The organism is Massilia forsythiae, assembly GCF_012849555.1.
In the GTDB taxonomy this organism is placed as follows: domain Bacteria; phylum Pseudomonadota; class Gammaproteobacteria; order Burkholderiales; family Burkholderiaceae_D; genus Telluria; species Telluria forsythiae.
In genome coordinates this window covers 5,461,940-5,480,537 of sequence record NZ_CP051685.1, presented here as the reverse complement: position 1 = coordinate 5,480,537, position 18,598 = coordinate 5,461,940, and the positions used below count along the sequence as shown (strand labels likewise).

At 60.2% G+C, this 18,598-nt stretch carries 19 protein-coding genes; 8 read left to right on the top strand and 11 right to left on the bottom strand.

All coding sequences use genetic code 11. The features are described 5' to 3' along the window. The first annotated feature begins 31 nt into the window (after positions 1 to 31). The gene (locus tag HH212_RS22965; RefSeq protein WP_170204612.1) at positions 32 to 286 is read left to right on the top strand and encodes a hypothetical protein; all 255 of its coding nucleotides are present in this window, start codon (positions 32 to 34) and stop codon (positions 284 to 286) included. Between the two features lie 60 nt (positions 287 to 346). On the opposite strand, the gene HH212_RS22960 is transcribed toward HH212_RS22965, so the two are convergent. From HH212_RS22960 to HH212_RS22940, 5 genes are all read right to left on the bottom strand, one after another. After that, positions 347 to 1,138, bottom strand: coding sequence for a hypothetical protein (locus HH212_RS22960; RefSeq protein WP_170204611.1), 792 nt, complete (start codon positions 1,136 to 1,138; stop codon positions 347 to 349). A gap of 155 nt (positions 1,139 to 1,293) precedes the next feature. Next, positions 1,294 to 4,377: a MobF family relaxase gene (gene mobF, locus HH212_RS22955; protein ID WP_170204610.1), complete on the bottom strand. Its 3,084-nt coding sequence runs from the start codon at positions 4,375 to 4,377 to the stop codon at positions 1,294 to 1,296. Positions 4,378 to 4,380: 3 nt separating this feature from the next. After that, positions 4,381 to 4,686 carry a hypothetical protein gene (locus tag HH212_RS22950; RefSeq protein ID WP_170204609.1) on the bottom strand — a complete coding sequence of 102 codons (306 nt, stop codon included), beginning with the start codon at positions 4,684 to 4,686 and terminating at the stop codon, positions 4,381 to 4,383. A 195-nt stretch (positions 4,687 to 4,881) separates the two neighbouring features. Beyond that, on the bottom strand, positions 4,882 to 5,955 hold the full coding sequence (locus HH212_RS22945) for a site-specific integrase (protein ID WP_170204608.1): 1,074 nt from the start codon (positions 5,953 to 5,955) through the stop codon (positions 4,882 to 4,884). Positions 5,956 to 6,398: 443 nt separating this feature from the next. Then, entirely contained in the window at positions 6,399 to 6,950 is a 552-nt protein-coding gene (locus HH212_RS22940) for a hypothetical protein (protein WP_170204607.1), read from the bottom strand. A 504-nt stretch (positions 6,951 to 7,454) separates the two neighbouring features. Here HH212_RS22940 and HH212_RS22935 point away from each other — a divergent pair. Then, positions 7,455 to 7,712, top strand: a complete 258-nt coding sequence (locus HH212_RS22935; protein ID WP_170204606.1) for a hypothetical protein — start codon at positions 7,455 to 7,457, stop codon at positions 7,710 to 7,712. Position 7,713: 1 nt separating this feature from the next. Continuing rightward, the gene (locus HH212_RS22930) at positions 7,714 to 8,226 is read left to right on the top strand and encodes a hypothetical protein (protein ID WP_170204605.1); all 513 of its coding nucleotides are present in this window, start codon (positions 7,714 to 7,716) and stop codon (positions 8,224 to 8,226) included. 1,620 nt (positions 8,227 to 9,846) lie between these two features. On the opposite strand, the gene HH212_RS22925 is transcribed toward HH212_RS22930, so the two are convergent. After that, positions 9,847 to 11,058, bottom strand: a complete 1,212-nt coding sequence (locus HH212_RS22925) for a hypothetical protein (protein ID WP_170204604.1) — start codon at positions 11,056 to 11,058, stop codon at positions 9,847 to 9,849. A gap of 248 nt (positions 11,059 to 11,306) precedes the next feature. Between HH212_RS22925 and HH212_RS22920 the strand changes: the two genes are divergently transcribed. Beyond that, entirely contained in the window at positions 11,307 to 11,882 is a 576-nt protein-coding gene (locus HH212_RS22920) for a helix-turn-helix transcriptional regulator (RefSeq protein WP_170204603.1), read from the top strand. 194 nt (positions 11,883 to 12,076) lie between these two features. Beyond that, positions 12,077 to 12,292 (top strand): hypothetical protein, encoded by a 216-nt coding sequence (locus HH212_RS22915; RefSeq protein WP_170204602.1) that lies wholly within the window; start codon positions 12,077 to 12,079, stop codon positions 12,290 to 12,292. Here the strand turns inward: HH212_RS22915 and HH212_RS22910 are convergent. The 3 genes from HH212_RS22910 to HH212_RS22900 all read right to left on the bottom strand — a co-directional run bounded on the left by HH212_RS22910 (position 12,262) and on the right by HH212_RS22900 (position 14,075). Continuing rightward, positions 12,262 to 12,510 carry a hypothetical protein gene (locus HH212_RS22910; RefSeq protein WP_170204601.1) on the bottom strand — a complete coding sequence of 83 codons (249 nt, stop codon included), beginning with the start codon at positions 12,508 to 12,510 and terminating at the stop codon, positions 12,262 to 12,264. The two genes, HH212_RS22915 and HH212_RS22910, sit on opposite strands and share 31 nt — an antisense overlap. A gap of 396 nt (positions 12,511 to 12,906) precedes the next feature. After that, entirely contained in the window at positions 12,907 to 13,455 is a 549-nt protein-coding gene (locus HH212_RS22905) for a hypothetical protein (protein WP_170204600.1), read from the bottom strand. A gap of 56 nt (positions 13,456 to 13,511) precedes the next feature. Next, a complete protein-coding gene (locus tag HH212_RS22900; RefSeq protein WP_170204599.1) occupies positions 13,512 to 14,075 on the bottom strand; it encodes a hypothetical protein in 564 nt (187 codons plus the stop codon). A gap of 178 nt (positions 14,076 to 14,253) precedes the next feature. Between HH212_RS22900 and HH212_RS22895 the strand changes: the two genes are divergently transcribed. Beyond that, the gene (locus HH212_RS22895; protein ID WP_229217420.1) at positions 14,254 to 16,296 is read left to right on the top strand and encodes a type IV secretion system DNA-binding domain-containing protein; all 2,043 of its coding nucleotides are present in this window, start codon (positions 14,254 to 14,256) and stop codon (positions 16,294 to 16,296) included. 60 nt (positions 16,297 to 16,356) lie between these two features. Here the strand turns inward: HH212_RS22895 and HH212_RS22890 are convergent, their stop codons facing one another. Continuing rightward, positions 16,357 to 17,001, bottom strand: coding sequence for a hypothetical protein (locus HH212_RS22890; RefSeq protein WP_170204598.1), 645 nt, complete (start codon positions 16,999 to 17,001; stop codon positions 16,357 to 16,359). Between HH212_RS22890 and HH212_RS22885 the strand changes: the two genes are divergently transcribed. Then, positions 17,000 to 17,371, top strand: a complete 372-nt coding sequence (locus HH212_RS22885; RefSeq protein WP_170204597.1) for a hypothetical protein — start codon at positions 17,000 to 17,002, stop codon at positions 17,369 to 17,371. The genes HH212_RS22890 and HH212_RS22885 overlap by 2 nt on opposite strands. A 284-nt stretch (positions 17,372 to 17,655) precedes the next feature. Further along, positions 17,656 to 17,952 carry a hypothetical protein gene (locus tag HH212_RS22880; RefSeq protein ID WP_170204596.1) on the top strand — a complete coding sequence of 99 codons (297 nt, stop codon included), beginning with the start codon at positions 17,656 to 17,658 and terminating at the stop codon, positions 17,950 to 17,952. Between the two features lie 338 nt (positions 17,953 to 18,290). Here HH212_RS22880 and HH212_RS22875 read toward each other — a convergent pair whose 3' ends face one another. Beyond that, complete coding sequence (locus HH212_RS22875) at positions 18,291 to 18,509, bottom strand: DUF2188 domain-containing protein (RefSeq protein ID WP_170204595.1); 219 nt, start codon at positions 18,507 to 18,509, stop codon at positions 18,291 to 18,293. Positions 18,510 to 18,598 lie beyond the last annotated feature (89 nt).

Below are 18,598 nucleotides of genomic sequence, written 5' to 3'. Positions count from 1 at the left end.
TCGGACGTTGTCCAAAGGCCACGTTCCCACCATGCAATCGCGTTGCTTCAAAACATTCCGTCGTATGCTCATGGAATGGAGGAAAGATGTGAGAGATGAAGTATTCAAGCGCGGCGCGCCACCGAACAAGCGGCGCGCGGCCACCGTGGAGGATTACGCGCGCCACCGCATGGGCCTGGCGATGGATCGCATGGGATCGACCGACTGCCCAACCAAGAAAAGCCAATCGGCGCGATGGGCCATCGCGTGGGGGATGGCGCTGCGCAAAGCCAGATCTCTCGCCTGAACGCCATGGAAAAGGGGGCTCGGCGACAACTTGGGCGCCGCCAAGCGCCGGCGTGGCCTGTCACGCGTTGAAACTGTCGAGCTCAGGGCCCAGCTTTCCTTTCGCGTCGATGGCGTGCAGACGGGCGATCCACCCCTGCGCGCCGCGAGAACAAACCAGCACCCCCACTGCGTCGTTCTCAAACGCGGCCAGCGCTCCAAGCCTGGCGGGGCCGATCAACACGGTGTCCAAGCTTGCCGTTTTCTCAGCGAAGTCCGCAGGCGCCGCCGCCCAAGCGTCGACCCTCGACATTGCCTTGCCCGGCTCCGCCGATTCCGCGCCCAGCCAACGCGCTTTGACGACGGCCCAGGCGAGGCTGGGCGCGGCTTCGCGGCTGAGCCATTCGCCCAACGTGGGCGTTTTGTCTCTCGCGCCATGGGTTGGCGACTGCGCGATTCTTGCTGGCTCAGCTTCGGCGCCCAGTTCGTCAAGCCGGCTTTCGATGCGCTCAAGCGAGGCGCGCGCCTCGCCGCTATCGGCTCGCAAAGCGGCGCATGCCGCCAGCACCTCGCGCAACTCGTCCATAAAGGCATCGCGCGCATCCTCCTCGGCCGCGCCGCGATCGAACGAGGCGAAGCCTAGGCCTGCCGCCCGCTCGATGGCGAAATCGATGGCGGCCGTGGGGCTCGCGCGCATGCCCAACTCGGGGGCCAACGCGAGGAGCGCCCGGCGTCGCTCCTCGGTGAGCCTGAACGTCACCGAGGGCCGCTCCCAAGCGTTGGCGCCGTTGGGCACCGCGTCGGCGTCATGATGAGCAGGGCCGGCGGCCTGTTCGCCATGCGTGGATTTGGACATGGGTTCGAATTCCTTCATTTTTGTTCGGCTCCCGCATGGTTTGGTCAGCTCCCTCATGGTCTGATCAACTCCCACGTGTGTTAATGAATCGTCGCATGGGCGTCGCGGGCGTGGCCGCTCTCTGCATGATCGTTGGGCGGTCGTGGGTTGGCTGGGCCATGGCCCCGCCCAGTTCAACGCGGCCTCCCCATGTCGCTTGGCGCTGGATCGCGCTTGGGCTTCGCTCGCCTCGTTGCCTCAGAACCCGACGGGTCAGGGCGTGGCCGCGCCGCGCGGGGCTTGGAACGAGCGCCCTCAGGGCGGCCAGGCGCGCGATCATCGCCTCTTGACCGCGCTGGCTTCTCGCCACGGCCCGAAACCCATGCTTTTTTGACCGGAAACGTCCAATCCAGGGCCGTTCCCTTGGGACGGGACTTGGACATGGAAAAAGCGAGCTTTTCGACCTGATCGGCGCGCTCTTCGAGCTCAGGATCTTTGTCCGCAGGCTGGTGCGAGTCGAGGTAGACCTTCGCGAGCGCTCCTCGGTTGACGTAAAGCGTGGTGGAGAAGCGCGAGCGGCTGGCGGCCACGTAGGTCCATTCCCGGTCGGCCATCGCCGGGTTGACGAGGCAATAGGCCGAATCGAACGTGCGGCCCTGCGACTTGTGGTTGGTCAGGCAGTAGCCATGGTCGAAGCGGCCGAACGCCGGGGGAACCATCACGACAGTTTCGCCGAGCTCATTGGCGTCGTCGAGCTCGACTCGAAGCAGTGGCGTGAACGCGGCTTGGTCGATCGCCACGATCGTGCCGGCGACCCCGTTGGCCACGCCGAGGGTCTTGTCGTTCTTGGTGAAGACCACCCGGTCGCCCGGCGCGAAGCGTTTGATTTCGCGCGCGTCGTCGCGGTGAATGATTTCGATATCCAACGCTTGGCCATCGCGGACTTGGCCGGCGGATATCAGCAGCGCCCGCGCTTTTTCGTTGAGCTCTCGGACTTCGGCGCGGCTGCCGGCGATCATGGTTTTGTCGCGAAGCGGCGCCTTGTCGGCGGCCCAATCGGATATCAGCGCGTCGAGGGCAGCCGTATGTCCCGATATCAGCTTCAATCGGCCCTTCTCGTCCAGCATCGACAGCGCCTGTTTGGCGTCGCCGAGGGCGAACTTGCGCACCGCGGCGCGCAGCCAGCGGTGGTCGTAGCGCTCGCGCCACCGCGCGAAAGCTCGGGCGAGTTTGGGCAGCGCGGCGCAAAGCGACTCCAAGGCGCCAAGGCGCGCGTCCTCGGGAAGTTGGCGCAGCGCCGCGGCGGCGCGCTTGGACAGCTCGCCGCGCGATCGCAGCCAATCCAGCAGCGGGCCGAAGTCAGTGCGCTGGCGCTGGATGTTGGAGATCTCGACCTTGCCATGGCGCTCGCACAGCGCCCGAAAAATGCCGCCGGCGGCGATTGGTTGGAGCTGCTTGGCGTCGCCGACCGCCACCAGCTTGCCGCCCGCATCCAGAACAGCCCGCTGGAGGAGCGAAAACTCCTTCGAGCCGACCATGCCGGCTTCGTCAAGGACCAAGATCGTTTGGGCCCCCAGCTTGGCTTTGCCTTTGCCCAACGCATGCAGCAGGCTCGCGATGGTGCGCGAGGGGATGCCGGTTTCGCGCGCGAGGTTTTGGCTCGCGGCCGCCGATTGGCAGCAGCCGAGAACCTCGAAGCCGGACGCCTCGTAAGCGTCGCCAAGGGCTTTGAGCATGGTCGTTTTGCCCGTGCCCGCCCAGCCTTCCACGAAGGCGTGGTCGCCTGTTTGGCAGGCCACATGCAGCGCCGCCGCGCGCTGCTGCGCCAGCGAAGCCGGCGCGCCGATCTTGGCGGAGATTTCAGCTTCGAGCCGGTCGAACTCCCGGTCGATGGCGCGCCGGTTCAGGCGGTGGGCTTTGCCTTCGGCGCCGCGACCCACGGCCTGCGAGCATTCGGTCTCCATGGCGAGCGTGGAGGTGGATGTGAACACGTCTTCGAGCTGTTCGGTTCGCCCGAGGCGGACCGCCAACGGCGACGCCATGAATCGGCCGAGCTCCGCGACGCAACGCGCCGCGTCCCAGTGTCCCATCGCCATCTCGCAGATGAGGGCGAGTGCGTCGGACGAAGTGGCGCACGACTGCGACTCCATGAGTCGCTCCATCACTTCATCGTGGTCGAGCTCGAAGGGGATTGGCGCGTCGCATGGGGCCGCGCCCTGGTCACGCTGATCGGCATTGGGCAGTGGACCCGCCGGGTCGCAGGCAGGGGTTGGAGCTGGGTTTGAAGCTTGGTTTTGAGCTGAATTGGAAGCCGGCGAGGGCGCGAGCGTCCGCATCGCCGCGACGCTTTGCGGCGTCAGGCCAATGGCGGCCGCCTGCTCGGAGAAGCTGGCTAGGAGCTCCGGCAGGGGCGGCTCGGCCTTGGCTTGGCGAGTGTTGAGGGCGGCGACTTCGCGGGCCGCCGCGCCGTCGAGCATGCCGCACTCGCGCACATATTCGGCGATCTGTTTGGAGCGCGACGACAGCGCGTCGCGCTGCGCTTGATTGATGCCGCGCAAGGTGAAGTATTTGCCATCCGCCTCGACCTCAAAGCCCAGCGCCTTCATGCGGCTGGCCAGCTCCGCGCGAAAGAGAATGCCAGTGGCCATCTTGCGCTCGAACTGGGCCCGCTGCTCCAAGGCGCTCCACTCCTCGTCGCCTTCGCGCTTGCCCAAGTTGAAGAGAAACCCGTGGACGTGGAGCTGAGGCTCGCCGGCGCGGCTGGAGAAGTGGGGATAGCACGCGGCGAGCGCGGCTTGGGCGAAGCGCTTTTCGTGTCCCGCGCTGCCATGCCGGGTGACGCATTGAGACTCGACGTGGGCGAGGGCGGCTTTGGCGGCTTGCATGACGGCGTTGGCCACAGCCTCGCGAGTCGCGCCATCGCCGCCGGCGAAGACGGCCGAGACGTCCTTGGGGGCGGAGAAGGTCATGTCCAAACCCATCACGTGTTCTTCCCCGGCGCCTCGGACGAGCTCCTCGCCGGTCAAGGGGTGGAAGCCTTTGGCGAGACGTTCGACCTGCTCGGGCTGGGCAACACCGGACAGGCCAAGGAGCGAAGCGCCGGAGCACGCCCAGGTCGGCTGCAGGCCGGCCTGCTTGGCGTCGCCTCGGGCATAGTCGTCGAAGTCGCCGCGTTGCTTGGTCGTCGTGGATGGGCCTCCCAGGTAATGCAGATATCCTCCGGCGTCGCCGCGCTTGGCTTGGTTGGAAGACGAGTTGATCTTGGTGATCGACAGCATGCATCACTTCCTGCCGCCAAACAGCGCTTCGAATTCGTCACCGATGGACGTCGAAGGAGACGTCGAACGGACGATATCCTCTTCGGGCTCGCGGGTTGCGGCTTTCGAGCGCAGCCACGCCTCGACGCAGGCTGAACGCGACAAACCATTTTTAGCGCGCGCTGCGTCCAACAGGGCCAGCGAGCCCTTTCCGAGCCTGAGCAAGACATGCTCGGTTTGAGATTTGCTTCGCGCGTAGGCGGCTTGGCTTGTTTTGCGCTTGCGGGTGACTCGTCGCGTCTCCACGGGGCTATTTTCTTCTTCGATCATGCGTTTTCTCCTCCCATGGGTTGCTGACGGATAGCGCGCGACGCCACAAGAAAAGGCCCGGCCAACAATCCGTTGGTCGGGCGTGCTTGTTTAACGGATGGTCTTTCCCATGATGAGCGTTGGACCCACGGACCACCGTCACAATCTGCGTGGGTTTCGTTCGTGGTGGCGACCTTTCAACGCGAGTGGCCCGAATCAGTCAAGCAGTCCGACGAGCTCATCGTCGCGAAGGTGGGAATACCGAGTGAACGCTTGATAGGTCTGGTGGCCGACGATTTCCATGATGGCTTTGACCGGGGCTTTGGGTTTGTCGATGCACATTCTGCTGATCGCTTCGTGGCGCAAGTCATGAAAGCGAAAATCGACTATTCGCGCCGCCTTGAAAATACGGTGGAAGTGGTGCGATGCGGCGCCAGGAGTGGGGAAGACTTGGAAGATGCGAGCATCATCAGCTTGGCGAAGCGCCCTAAGATCAGCAATGACTGCGCGGGCTTTGCCTGAAAGCGGCACGCTGCGCTTTTTCTTTTTCTTGGTATGCGAGGCTGGAATTTTCCACAATTGGTCTGCCCGTTCAAATTCTTTCCATTCGGCCAGAATGAGTTCTTGGAGACGAGCGCCAGTTTCGAGGCACAGCTCGACAAGGCAACGCGATTCATTACTCCGACTCGGAAGCAAGGAAATTTGCTCCATGATGCGGTCGTATTCCCCACCTTCCAGCCGACGGTCACGCTTGACGTCCCAGTTTTTCGGGAAACACGCGTTGCTGATTTCAATGGTGGGATTGCGAAAATGATTCTGCTTTGCCCACCATCCGCATGCGGACACGAGGCCCAAGATTTGGCCGTTGATGGTCGCGTAGGAATAATTTGTCCGCATATGAGTTTTGAGGGCTCGAACTTTGGCCACATATTGCTCGGTCCAAGCCTCGTCGGCCTTCTCAACCGTGACGGCGCCGACAAAATCCGCGACGGGAATAAGACTTTTTTTGGCGCGCGCCGAGCACTTTGAGCTTTCGCGAAAAGCGGCGACCACGTCCGCGAGAAGTGCCCTTCCATAAGTTCGGGAGTCGCCTGTTTTTGCCTTTTGCGCCAGTCGATGCGACGCGGTGGAAGTTGTGGCCTTTCGCGCGGCCGATTTGATGGTGTCGATGAAATGTTCCGCTTGCGCTCGGGTTTTGAAGGTCATGGTTTTTCGCTCGACTCCTTTGATTCGGACATCTGCTTCAAACTTTGACGAGCCATCCGCTTGCGTTTTTACTTTGATTCCCATGTGTCTTTGCTCCAAGGTAGTTGATGTGGGTGCGAGTCGCCTTTGCTGATCGCTGGACTTGACTCGCCGAAAAATAGACAAAAGGCGCGAGTCAAAGCGCGGCCGGTGCCGCGGTAAAAATTGCGGTGTGCCGGGCTGCTCGCGTTCAACTACCTCAAAGAAACCAAAGTGGGACAAGGACTAATTTTTTTGTGATTAAGAACAAAGGGTTGATTAGAGATGCCCTTGATGGTGGCTTTGTCAACGTAAAATTACCGATAAAATAAGCTAATATAATGATAAATCAATCATTTACTTTTTTAGTGATTTGCATTTTTATATTTTTTGATTTCGATGTTTGCGCGGATCGAATAATTCGCGCAAATTGCGGCGCGTTTCGGGCGGCAAGCTTTTAAGACAAACGGTAGAAAATGCGTGGCTTTCGCGCCCACTTATTTTCTGGATCAGCCTCGCTCGTCGAACCACCATCGATAGATGTCGTTGTGTGCGTGCTCCATGAGAGGGCCCCACTCGGGTTCGAAACGCGCTTCGACTTCGAGCGTCTTGGCCAACTCATAGCCCAGCTCATGTTCGAAGAATCGACCTTGCAGCGCGTCGCAGTGGACGCAGCCGTTGGAGAGGTAGGAGCGGCCCTCCGCGCGGCTGTGGCGCCGGCGCAGCTCGCCGATGCCGTGGCGCTTCAACAGCGCGGCCGGCAACATGCGCGCGACCACGCCGACGCCGTCCTCCAAGCAGTCTCCAAACGAATGAAGATCAAGCTCGACGTCCGCGCAACCGGGCAGGACGCGGCTGACCGCGAACGTGATGCCCAAGACCAATCGCGTCTCCTCTACGCGTTTCCAGCAGCGCGCGGTTTCCGTGAAGACGTCCACTGGCGTCGTCAGCCCAAGAATGAGAGCGACCCGCAACTTGCCGGTCAGAGCGCCTTCGACGAAGCGCGAGAGCTCGATGGATTGGCTCGGACAGCTTGAATTTTCTTGTTCCTTGGCGCTCATCCAAGGATGATGCTTTGGCGAAGGCAGTTTGACGGCGAAGGCTAGGGCGTCCGAGTGGAACCCCAATCCAAAGGCATGCGTTTCCTTTTCGATCGGGAATCCGCTTTGGCGAAAAAGCCAAGGGGCTCCGACACCGGCCGCGGCGCATCCCTGATGTTGACGCCTCGTGTCGCTATTGTCTTGGCAGCTCCACTGCGCTTCTCAGGCAACTTGGCGATGTTCTTGGTGGACAAGACGTCCGCGATCCGTGGGGTCGCGTCCACGGACTGCCAGGCTTGATCAGGGGGCGCGACCTAGTCCGCCTATTTGAGCCCCCGCCAGCAATCCCTTGGCCGGCGAGCGCTCAGCCGATTCCAGTGCGGCGGCGCTGGATGAATAATGCCCAGCTGGTCGCAATGATGACCACTATGCTGCTAGACATCTGGTAATGACTTTGGTGCTTGCTATGATATGCTTTGCGTATTCAATGTGCAAAATTGTCAAGAAATTAATTGGGAGGAGATCATGGACGATGAAAAAATAATCCGCGAGGTGATCGAGCGCATCGAATGGCCTGATGATATTCATGGTTATGATCTTGAATTCACGCCTGACTGGTCCGGAGCTCCTTCCGTTTATATAAATCTGCACATTGACGATGACTACCATCCATCTAAGGATAAAATCGGAAGGCTCAGCAGAGTTAGGCGTGAAATTGCCGATGAGCTCTTGGATATGGGATTGGATTATTTTCCCTATGTCAAACTGGTGGCGGAAGACTGATATGAGTCTTCATGCTGGTTTGCTAGCTCAGGCGCGGGATTTATCGGTGTTCGAGAAAAAGGGAAAGCCAAAACAGGCAAGCTTGAGGAGATCAGTCTCCTGCGCATATTACGCGTTATTTCATTTGCTTGTGAAAGAGGCGTCAGATGTATTGGGCTCTCGTCTTAGCAAGGAGGCGCGAGCGAAATTGCGTCGCTCTTTTGGCCATGTGGAAATGAAATTGGTTTGTGCATCTTATGCGCAGCCACAGAGCAAATTCAACCCTCAAATCAGTATTTTGTTGACCTTTCCCATTTCACCGGAGCTGAGAAACCTTGCTAAGTTATTCGTATCCTTGCAGGATGAGCGGCATAAAGCTGATTATGATATTGCCGCTATTTATACTCGCTCCTATGTGCAGTCAATAGTTTCGGACTTGGACAAAGTTTTTTCTGATTGGCAGTTGATTAGGACATCGAATAATGCAAAGGTGTTTTTAGCGGACCTTTTGCTCAGAAAGTCATGGAGTCGCTAGCAATCCAAGGCGCTTGATGGTTTGAATCCTCTTTGTGTATCTTTGCCCGAATATCTGTCCATGGGAGATTCTGGCGCCGTTGGGCGACGGTCATGGCGTGCATGGGCGAAGCGCTTGGTCCCCGATGTGCTCGTTCGCAGAGTGACCTCGGCGCCGCAGCACGGCATCCTCAACATCTTCGCGCTGGCGTTTTCTTGGCGCAAAGCCTTCCACGCGTTCTCCGACTCGAACTCCCAAGCCATGAGGGGCTGATTGTCGCGGATGCATTTGAGCGGCATGGAAGGGGCAAGGCGGGAAGACGCCCGATTGATCGTCAGCAGCCAGGCTACTCATGAGGGGCTTCAATGTCAAAGCCGAGAGGGCGCTTTCTGGAAGCCGTCGTTGCGGCGCGCAGCGGCCTTTTCGGCGCGGCCCTGTGGGCGCGCCGCCTCGGGGGTGGGTTTTGGGGCTTCAAGAAGTCGGCGGCGCCGCGCGCCGCGCTCAGCCGACATGGCGGGCCTCGGCGGCGCCAAAGCGCTGTCCGGAGGCCGCGCCGAGCGCCTATGGGTTTTGTAGTTCTATTTAAAACCTATAGCTCATAGGGAAAACGGCCAACTCAACGCGAGTTTGCGGCCATTTGAACGCGAGTTTTCGCGAATATCGGCCATTTGAACACGGGAATTGGCCATTTGAACGCGAGTTTTGGCCATTTGAACGCGGGTTTTTCAACGCCATCGGAGCATGCAAAATGGAACGAGACTGTGGTGACGACGCCTCGACCCAACTTCGCGAGCGCATTCCAAGGTTAAAATGCGCGGCCGAATGCAAATCCCGTGGCGATTCGCCTATCTGGGATTTTTGTATGTGACATCCAAGTCCAAAGGCCGCGTTGAATTGACGCGCCAAAAACTGCGCCCCTTGCGGGGCGCAGAAGCAGCTCAATTGAGAAGCTGCGCACTTGGAGGTTGTCATGAAGACAACACTGCTTTGGTTGAAACGCAACAGGCTCCGCATCGTGGTATTGATCGTCCTGTCGTTGCTCTGTGGCCCGTGCTATTGAGCTAGACTGACCTGAGCGGCGTGGCTAACCCCACGCCGCTTTTTTCTATCGTTCTGATGCGAAAGTCAATGCCTGCGAAACTTTTTTGCGCCCTTTTGGACTTCCAAGATTTTTGCAGATTGCTGCGCCACGTGTTTTGACTGACACGTAAAGCCGGATTTAAGCGCCAAACTCATGTTTGCTTAGTCAGTAGTGAACTCGCGCTGACAGACCGGTTGGCATCCTGGGTCGCCTTGACCAAAACTGGGATTTGAGGCGAAAGCGGCGCTTCTTGCAGAGGCTTTGTTAACACATTTTATCGAAAGCTACCATGAAGTCAAAAATCTGAGCTGCGGCGCGCCAACATTTAATAGCGAACCGTCGTCTTTTTTCGCGCGCGCGCAGGCCCTCAAAAAAAACCGGGTTTCATAGCAAAATCGGCCAGTTCAACGCGGGTTTTTTAGAAATTAATAAACAGGTATGTGTTTTTAAGCGTCCCGCCATCGTTTCGGGCGAGTAACATATGAGGCTATTGAGGTCGACTAAATACTATGTAACATATCTTCAAAATATATCATTACTCTATTCGAAGTGGGTTGAAATCATAGGTTTGGACCGCCGCGCCGTTTTGCTTGGGGCGCGATGGCTGGCGCGCTAGGCGCGCAACGTTTTGCAGGGTGCTTCACGTCGGGCTTGGCCGAGCCGCGAACTGCGAGCAAGGTCCAATTGGCGCTCTTGTTGACGTCGCCTTCGCCTTTGTCGATCGACCAGGACGCGATTAGGTCGGGGCGGCCTGCGCGAAGCTGCTCCATCGACGCTTCGAGCGCCGCGACGAAATGCTTTGGCTGGGATGGGAAGCCGCTAAGCGTCCGCAGGTAGTCCAACGTCAAGGGCTTGGCCAGTGGCTTGTGGGTCGAGAAATAGTCGCGCAGCCACTGCGCCAAAGGCGCCTGGATGCCGTCGCCCACGGCGCCGGCCATCGACGCCAGCATCGTCTCGGCGAATGCGGGCTCAACGAGGCCGGGGTCTAGGCGGACCGTCGCGTCGCGGCCGCTCGGCGTCGCCGACATCAACAGCCAGCCCTTCGCTTTTGCCCCGTAGACCGTCGCGTCCAAGTTCGAGCGCGCGAGCCGTTCAATCGCAGCCCAAGCGGAGCGGGACTGCCCGCGTCCATAGCCGGCCATTTCGGCGATTTCCGCCAAGCGCGCTTTGAACGGTTGGGCGAGATCGTGGCGCTCCCGCTTGGCGACGCGGACAATCGCCTCCCAGACGCGCTTGTCCGCCATGGAGAGGCGCGGCCCTGTGAATGCGATCGACACTTCCCCGGCCGCCTTCAATGCTCCCTCGTGGGTTCCCCCACAGTTGGGTCTGAATGCCCCAAAAAGGGCGCTTCTCGACATGAAGGCGGGGAACATGTCCAGGTCGGCGGGGTGGCTCATTGACAGCGGCTTCCCGATTGGCGCCGTCGTCGTTGAGCGCCCATAGGCGCGCCGCGCCGGTTTGACCTTCGTTGCCGTGGCAGGCGCAACGATGGGATCGGCCGAGGCGGTGGCGCGATGGTCCTCTTCGCTTTCAGGCGCGCTGGCTGGCGTCTGGGCAGTGATCGATGCCACGTCGGAAGCGTCAGTCGGGTTGAACTCGTCCACGGCTGGGGGGACTGGGAAGACGTAGGGTGGCCAATAGTCGTGATCGTCCTCGGGGTTTGGCGTTTCATGGGTCATGGGGTCCTCGTTTGGCGTGCGCGAAAAATAGGTAAACGAATGTTTACGTTTAAGGTCGGGTTTACCTATCTCAAGCGCCTCCATGCGTGTCAATAGGCGGCTTCTTGTTAACTCGCTTTTTTTAAAGCGCGCCAATTTCACCCTCGCATGACGCTATGGGCCCGGTCCCACATGCTTAACCCAAAGCCAGTCCGCCGCGTTTTTCGTCGAGCGTCGACTGAGGGTATGAAGCCTTCCGAGCGTCCGAAACCCTCTCTCATCTCTTTTGCCAATGGCGCCCAAGCCTCCCTGCCGAGCAATCCCCGCGTCGCCGCGTGGGCGGCGCTTTTCGGGAGGGTTGGGTGAACAAAAAGGCCATGGAGAAAAAATTCGCCGAGCAAGCATCAGGCGAGATGGACGAAGCGCAAGCGCTCGGCCGAGACGGCGAAAAACAGGGCGAGCCTCTCGCCCGGCGCATCTCGGGCAACGAGGCCATTCAAATCGAGCCATTGGACAAAGCCGGCATGGAGGCTCGCAAAACGACCACGCGCATGGGGCTCATCGGGCAATACCAGCTGGATTCGGCATTCATCGGGGTAGCCAAGCTCGCCATGATCCTTGGACGATCCCCTTCGGCGATCTACGCGGACATGAGGGCGGGGCGCTTTTTCCTGCCTTACCGGCTGTTCAACAAGACGCCGATGATTTGCGTCGACGATCTTGTCGCATGGTTTGCCTCAGGCTCAGACGTTGTGCCGGCTTTCGGGAGCAAGCCAGAACCGCGCGAGGCGCGCTCGCCAAGCGACGCCGCGGACGGCGCCAAGCGAGCGCTGTCGCTGGAAGAAGTCAACGCGGCGGTCGAGAAGGTAGCCGACGACGCCATGCGCGCCGCGGGGATCGATCCATCCAAGCGTCGAAGACGGCGCCAACGTCCATGAAGATGTGGGCAACGCGGCCAGTGCAAATGAAAGGCGGCCGCTAGGCCGCCTTTCATTTGCTTGTTTGATTGACGCTCACCTGCGACTTCTCACTTGGTCAATGACGGGCTGTCTCGCGCTGCGAAATGAGGCGACTTGCGCGTGCTAGAGTATCGGCTTTGACGATTCTTCGACCAACGTAGAATGGCAATAAAATGACGTATATCCCTAACCCGCAGTCGTCGGATGCCGAAATTCTTGCCATGATTCTTAAAGAAATCTTGGTTCAATTGCCTGCCAACCAGCGGGCCACCATCAAGCAAAATTTATCGGCGGTGGCTAAGCGCATGCAAGCAGATGGAGTGAACTCTGCCGACGGGCGCAGGCTCAACGAGCTGGCTCAGGGCGCAGGGCTCGGCTCGTTGTTCTGATTGCTTGCGCCTGAGCGCTCCGAACTTTCCAAATCTGAGAGCATTTTCGCAGCGGTTCGCAGCGCCGAGACCATTTGGCGTTCAAAAATTTTGTGCATGCCGGCGATTTCCTCAGTGCGTTCCACCCGCGCGCACAGCTCGCAGGCGACTCGAAGGTTGCCTGCCAAGAACATGAGGTCGGTGATTTGTTCGGTGGACGATTTTGGAAGAGGGAACATGGATGGCTCCTGGATAATGAGGGCAAAGCCAGTTCTTGCCACGCGAATGCGCGGTTCGCAACCTTTTTATAGGAGCGCATGCGCGAATGGGTTAAGGTTCTCCGTCGAGTCGCCAATTCGCAAGCGATTGGTCGCGATTAAAGAGGCTTCGCGTTCAATGCCACGCCGACGACGCGCAGTTCATCGTCCAACGCGGCGGTCGAGAAGGCGCCCGACGACGCCATGCGCGCCGCGGGGATCGATCCGAATGCGCGGCGCAAACGTCGCCGTTTGGGACGCGAGTAAAACCATGGCGGCCTGGTCGCGGCCGCCCTCGCGACGGCGGCTGAGATGCGCGCGTGAGGGCATTCAAGGCATGTCCACAACGCGATCCGGCTTGGGCGACAACCCAACCCCTCAGTCACCTCGCTCGGTGGGGACGACCACTCGCAGTTGGCTCAGTTCGCCGTCCCTCAAGGGCACGGCCGGCTGCTCGGGATTGCCGGAGCAGAGAAGGGCGGCTCCGCCAAGAAAACGCAGCTCGCGCAGTAGACGGCCAAATCCGGCGCGCTCCAAAATGACGAGGTCGCCTTCGCAAGGCTCGACGTCGGCCAATGTTTTAAGCTCGTCGCCGTCGCGGACGCCCCTGGCGTTCATCGCATTCCCGCGCGCGAAGACGCGGCCGTCTTGTTCGCGCGCGAAGTCGCCCGCCACGATGGACGCAGACGCGATGTCGTCAGCGGCGGGAGGCATCGCCTGTTCGGCTTGGGCTAGGAATGTGGACATCCGATTGGGAAGCCCCGCCCATGCGGGCGGCACGCCTCCCTCGACGGCGCCGCCTTGCTCGCAGGCGGCGGCGATGGCCGCGGCGTCCAGGCCCTCGACCAAAAGAAGAAATTCCTGCACAGGATACGCGTAAGCGTTGCCCGCCTTGAGATTGGCTTGTCGCTTCCCTTTGCTTTTCATGTCCGCCCCCGTCGCGCTTCGGCGCCGAAGCTTGGGACCATCCCAAGCTTTCGGGCTCACAGTCTCCCTGTATTTTTCAACGCGCGCAACATGCGCTTTCTCGCCGCTTCCAGCTCCGCGGAGCCGATGCCCGAGTCGTCGCGCAGGCTCGTGATCGGCTCCTCTTGCAGCATGCAGTCCAACACGCTGCGCGCGAGCGGATCTTTATGTTCCAAACGAGCGCGGGTCGAATACACCTTTTTCCACATCAGGGCGCAAGTTTGCGACCGCTCCACGCATTCCTCGGCCGACGCGTGGGCAACCAATGCGCCGCTTTCCGACCATTCCAAAAGGTCTTCCACTGGGCTGCGATGCGCGAGCTTGTTCGCCAAGCGCGTGCGATCGGCGTAAGCGACGCTGCGGATCGTCATCGCCATGAAAATTGCAAAATTCAGGCCCCGTGGCCAGTTGCGCCGGCCTTCGGCCGCCAAGAACAACGCTTCGTGCACAAGGTCCATCGGCGCGGAAAACCGCGTCCCTTCCAACTGCTTGTGAGCCGCGGCGTATAGCGCGCATTTTTCTTGGTCGGCGAGCTGGGCAAAAGCGTCGAAGATTTCTTGCGTCGTGGCGTAGTCGATCATCGGTTCTCCTAGGGTGGTTGTCGTGTTGTCGTGCTTTGCTGAATTGGCGATTCGAACGCCGCTTTGGCCCGCCGCCCTGACGGAAGGTGGCGAGCGCCTTTTATCGGTGGCCTTCCATCGAAGCGGCGCGCTCACGCTTCTTCCAGCAATGCCTTCTTTGGCGGCATGGGAGGCGTGGATGGAGCGAAGAGAAAAGACGCGGCATGACTTGGGGGCGATGCCGTTGGTGGCGCCGACGGCCAAGCGGGTGGGGGTGTCTTCGTGGGCGTTCGCTGGCGCGGCGCTGGGCGCGATCTCCGGCGTCGGCGCGCTGGCCCTTTTGTGGCGGCCACTGCCGGGCTTGGCCGCTCCACCTGGCGAGCTCAAAGAGCATGCGGGGTGGGCGATGCGTTGGCTGATTCATCAAGCGTTCGCGCCGGCCTTCCCCGACGCCGCGAAGGGCTACGCCTCAGGGTTGGCGGGGCTGGCGCCGGCCCCAAAGTTCGCGCTCCAATGGCGGGCCTGCGCCGCGGCGCTGTGCGCCTGCCTGCCAGCCGCTTTGCTCGCGCCAAAAATGTTGAAGCCGCGCGACGGGCTCACAGTGCTTCGAGGTCCGGCCAGGTGGGAAGGCGACGCCGCCAAGACGGCGCTGCGCCGCAGGCTGGCCAAGCGCTGCGCGGCGCGCCCCGACCACGACCTCGCGCCGGGCATTGCCTATCCGGCCGACATGTGGACCCGCCACATGCTGGTGGTGGCCGGCACCGGAGCCGGCAAATCGACCGCCCTCAAACCCTTGATCGAGAAGGTGGTCAAAGCCAACGAACGGGCATTGATCTTCGACCCCAAAGGCGAATTCACCAAGGGCTTCGGGTCGCCCGCGATCTTGGCGCCTTGGGACGCGCGCTCGGTGGCGTGGGACGTGGCCAAGGATATGCGCAACATCGGCGACATGCGCAGGCTCGCCGCCGCGTTCGTCAAAGAGGCGCAAGACCCCATGTGGTCCAACGCGGCGCGCCAGCTCCTCGTGGGGTTCATGGTCTACCTCAAAGCGACCCGGCGGGACGATTGGGGATGGAAGGAGCTCGACGCGATGTCGTCGGCGCCGCATTCGGACATCCTGCCCATCATGGAGGAGCATCACCGCGAGGCCGTTCGGGCCGTGGAGCGCGCTTCGGTCACGACCCAAGGCATCCTGATCAATCTCGCGTCTTTCATGTCGCCCGTGCGCGACTTGGCCCAGGCGTGGGGAGAAACCCCCAAGAGCCGCCGAGTGAGTTTTGTCGAATGGACGCATGGCCGCGACGAGAGGGCGCAAATCATTTTGCAAGGGCACGGGGCCTATCCAGATCTGGCAAAAAGTTTTTTGGAGGGGATCGTCGGCGTCGTGGCCGCGATCGTCAACAGCGTGGAGATGGATGATGATCCTCGTCGAAAAATATGGTTCATCGCGGACGAATCGGCGCAGATGGGCAAGGTCCCGATGCGCCCGCTGTTCGATGTCGGCCGCTCGCGCGGCGTGCGTTGCGTGATCGCTTGCCAAGACCTTGGCCAGCTTGAGGAGATTCATGGCGACAAGACCGTCAAAGCCATCGTGGCGATGGCCGGGTCGATCTTGCTGGGGCAGATGATGCCCGGAGAGACTTCCGAACAGCTTTGCAAAGCGCTGGGCAGCCGCGAGGTGGAGCGGGCCAACGTTTCGGCGTCGGTCGGCGCCGGATCGGGCCGATCGACGACGCTGTCATTCTCGCGCGACGAGATGCCCCTCTACAAGCCTTCGGAGCTCGCCTCCCGTCTGGGGCTGACGCCGGACGGACGGGGCGTGCGCATGGCGCTGTGCATGGGTGGCGACGCCTACGAGCTGTTTTGGCCGCGCTTCGACATCAAGAACATCCGTCCAGCCCACGTTCCCGCGCCGTGGACGCGGCGGTTCATGTTTGAGGAGGGCGCCGCGTTGGAGGGGAAGCATGGCGGCGAGGCGGCGAGCGTGAAAGCCATCGCGCCCGCGCCTGCGGCAGCCTGCGTGGCCTATGCTCCGGCGTCGGCATTCCATGGCGAGAGCGATCCTATGCAGGAGGGCATGGAGCCGCTTTCGGAAGACGATTCTGAGGAGCTAATTGACCTGCTGGATCTTGTCGACGAACTCGATGCTGCGCCGAGAGGCGACCCGCAGATCCATGCTTCGATGCCCAGCCTCTCTGAGATTGAGGCGATGCTTGCGCGGGACGAGGCAGACGCGCGCTGATCGCGTCGTTTGCCAATGGCGACAAGTTGACTCGTAAAAAAGGGCTCGGAGCAAACTCTTTCAAAGAGAAGATGGCCCGCGTTTTGGCGCCTTTTCATGCGCTGAGCCTCCAATGGACGCCGCTTCGGCTGCGGAAAAAATTGCGGCATCCTCGGAGAGAAAAGCCAGCCGGGCCGAAACGTGGTTCTGCAAAGCCCGCAACAGCATGGGTTCTCCGCGTGAGACTGCGTCAGCCATGTCGTTGGAAATGAGGGAAAAGTATTGCTGCTTTGGCCTCAATTTGGGCGAACGAAGCAGGAGTCGAAATTCTTCTTTGGCAGCCTCTTCGAAGATGCCGCGCTCAAAGATGATTGATGCGGTTGTGTCGCCGAACGAAATCGACTCCAAGATGAACTTCTCTGCTTTTTCGTCCGGCGACTCGATGACCCCGCGGCCTTCCGGGTCGACTTTGAGAATCGTCGCAATCCAAGGTTTTCCCGCCAATAGCGCCTCGGAGACTTCGGTTTGAGTGACATCCACTACGACTGTTTCGCCGTTGGTGAGCCAACGTCGCAGCGCGAACGCAGGCTGGCCGTTGGCGCCGACCGATGCGGCCAGTTGAAAACGCGCGCCAGACTTGGGCTCGCAGGCGTTTTCCCACTCAAAGTCCGACAGGCGCCGAGTTTTCGGGTGGCAGAGAATTTTCTGGAAGAGATCAGCATCCATGGTCATCGAGCCCGGGTTGACGTTGCCCAGATGTTTTGAGATGAAAGAATCTTCTCCTAAAGGATGCGCGATGGCAAACAGCAGAACATTCGAAGCCCTGGCGAAGCCTCCGGACACCATTCCAGTCCGCCGTTTTCATGAGAGCATGGTGACCGTGCTGCGGTTGGCGGAGATATTTGGCGGCGACGAGGCGAAGATTGCCCGCGAGGCCAAAATGAAATCCGAGCTTGAGTGGGGAATGGACATGGAATGGCTCGACGGAATTGATCTGCGATGGGATCTCTCGCCCAAACAGAGGCAGGAATTTGAACAGCAGTTCCGCCAACGCCATCGCGATATCTGGGGCGCCTTCGCTTACGAAGGCGATTGATCGAATCCGATGGCCGCGGCAGTCAAAATGGAGGCGGTTTCGGGTTGCGCAAAGGGCATTTTTCTCTCAGCCGAAACTTCAAGGGTTTCAAGAGTGGATTGCATGGCAGGCGAATGCCGCGTGATCTCCGCGAGAGCGTTCGGCCACAATAGAGTCAGACCGCATCGCTGTGTTCCTGTGGAATCAACATTTGAAACCCCCCGGCATTCATGATCGCTTTTGCCTCGTTGACGATGTTTGGAAATTTTGAGAAGCCGTTCAGATCTTCTACCAGCGGACATCGCATGGCAAACGAAAAAGATTCCCATGGGGCGGTGCCTCCCAAGGACATTCCGCCTCGACGATTTCATGAGGACATGAAGACAGTCCTTATGTTGGCGTCCGTCTTCAATTACGGCGCGGCAAAACTAGCCGAGCAAGCCAACATCAGGTCTCAGCTCGAATGGGAAATGGACATGGATTGGCTCGATGACATGCAAGAGCGGTGGACATTGTCCACCGGTGAGCGCATCGATTTCGAAGACAAGTTTAGACAACGCCATCGGGACACATGGGGCGAGTTCGCATACGCAGGCAATTAACCGAGCTCGAGCAAGGCCGTGTGTGGCGCTTGCAGCGTGCTGGTGAATGGAAGGCTTTGACGCCAGGCGAAGGGGGACGACTTTTCCCTGTCGAGCCAAGCGTATGGTTTCACGAAAAAAGTTTTGATTGAGAACGCTAGCGCAACTGGTCGGCGGCTATGGATGTTGGCAAGGCCGCCGAACCGGGCTAGGGCGTCACAGCTTCCGAGGCAGCCAGATCAGGTTGGGCAGCTCTTAGCGAGCGTTGCCCACGCGTTTCCGTTCGATGGAATGTTCCAAGGGATTCCGGTTACTGATGCCTCTTAGCCTGCGGCGCAAGCTTTGATTGGCGAGGCGATTCAGTCAGCGGATCGCCACTGATCGCGTTTGCCTTTGTCGGTGTTCCTCACATGAGCCACCAACGGCTTGTGCCCCAGACGCTTCGCTTCGTCGATGGCCTCTTTTTGGGTCTTGAAGGGGCCGGCGGCTTTTTGGCCGTCTTCAAACTCGATTTGATATCCGGTGGGCGTGGCAGGGGTGTCGCCCTTGGGCATCGGCTCAATGAACACGTTCGGCATGTCGGCTCCTTGGTTGATGACAAAAATGTCACGGGTCATATAAGGGCTGAGTCGGCGCGTTCAAGCAGGCGAGCCCGGCGCATGTCGCA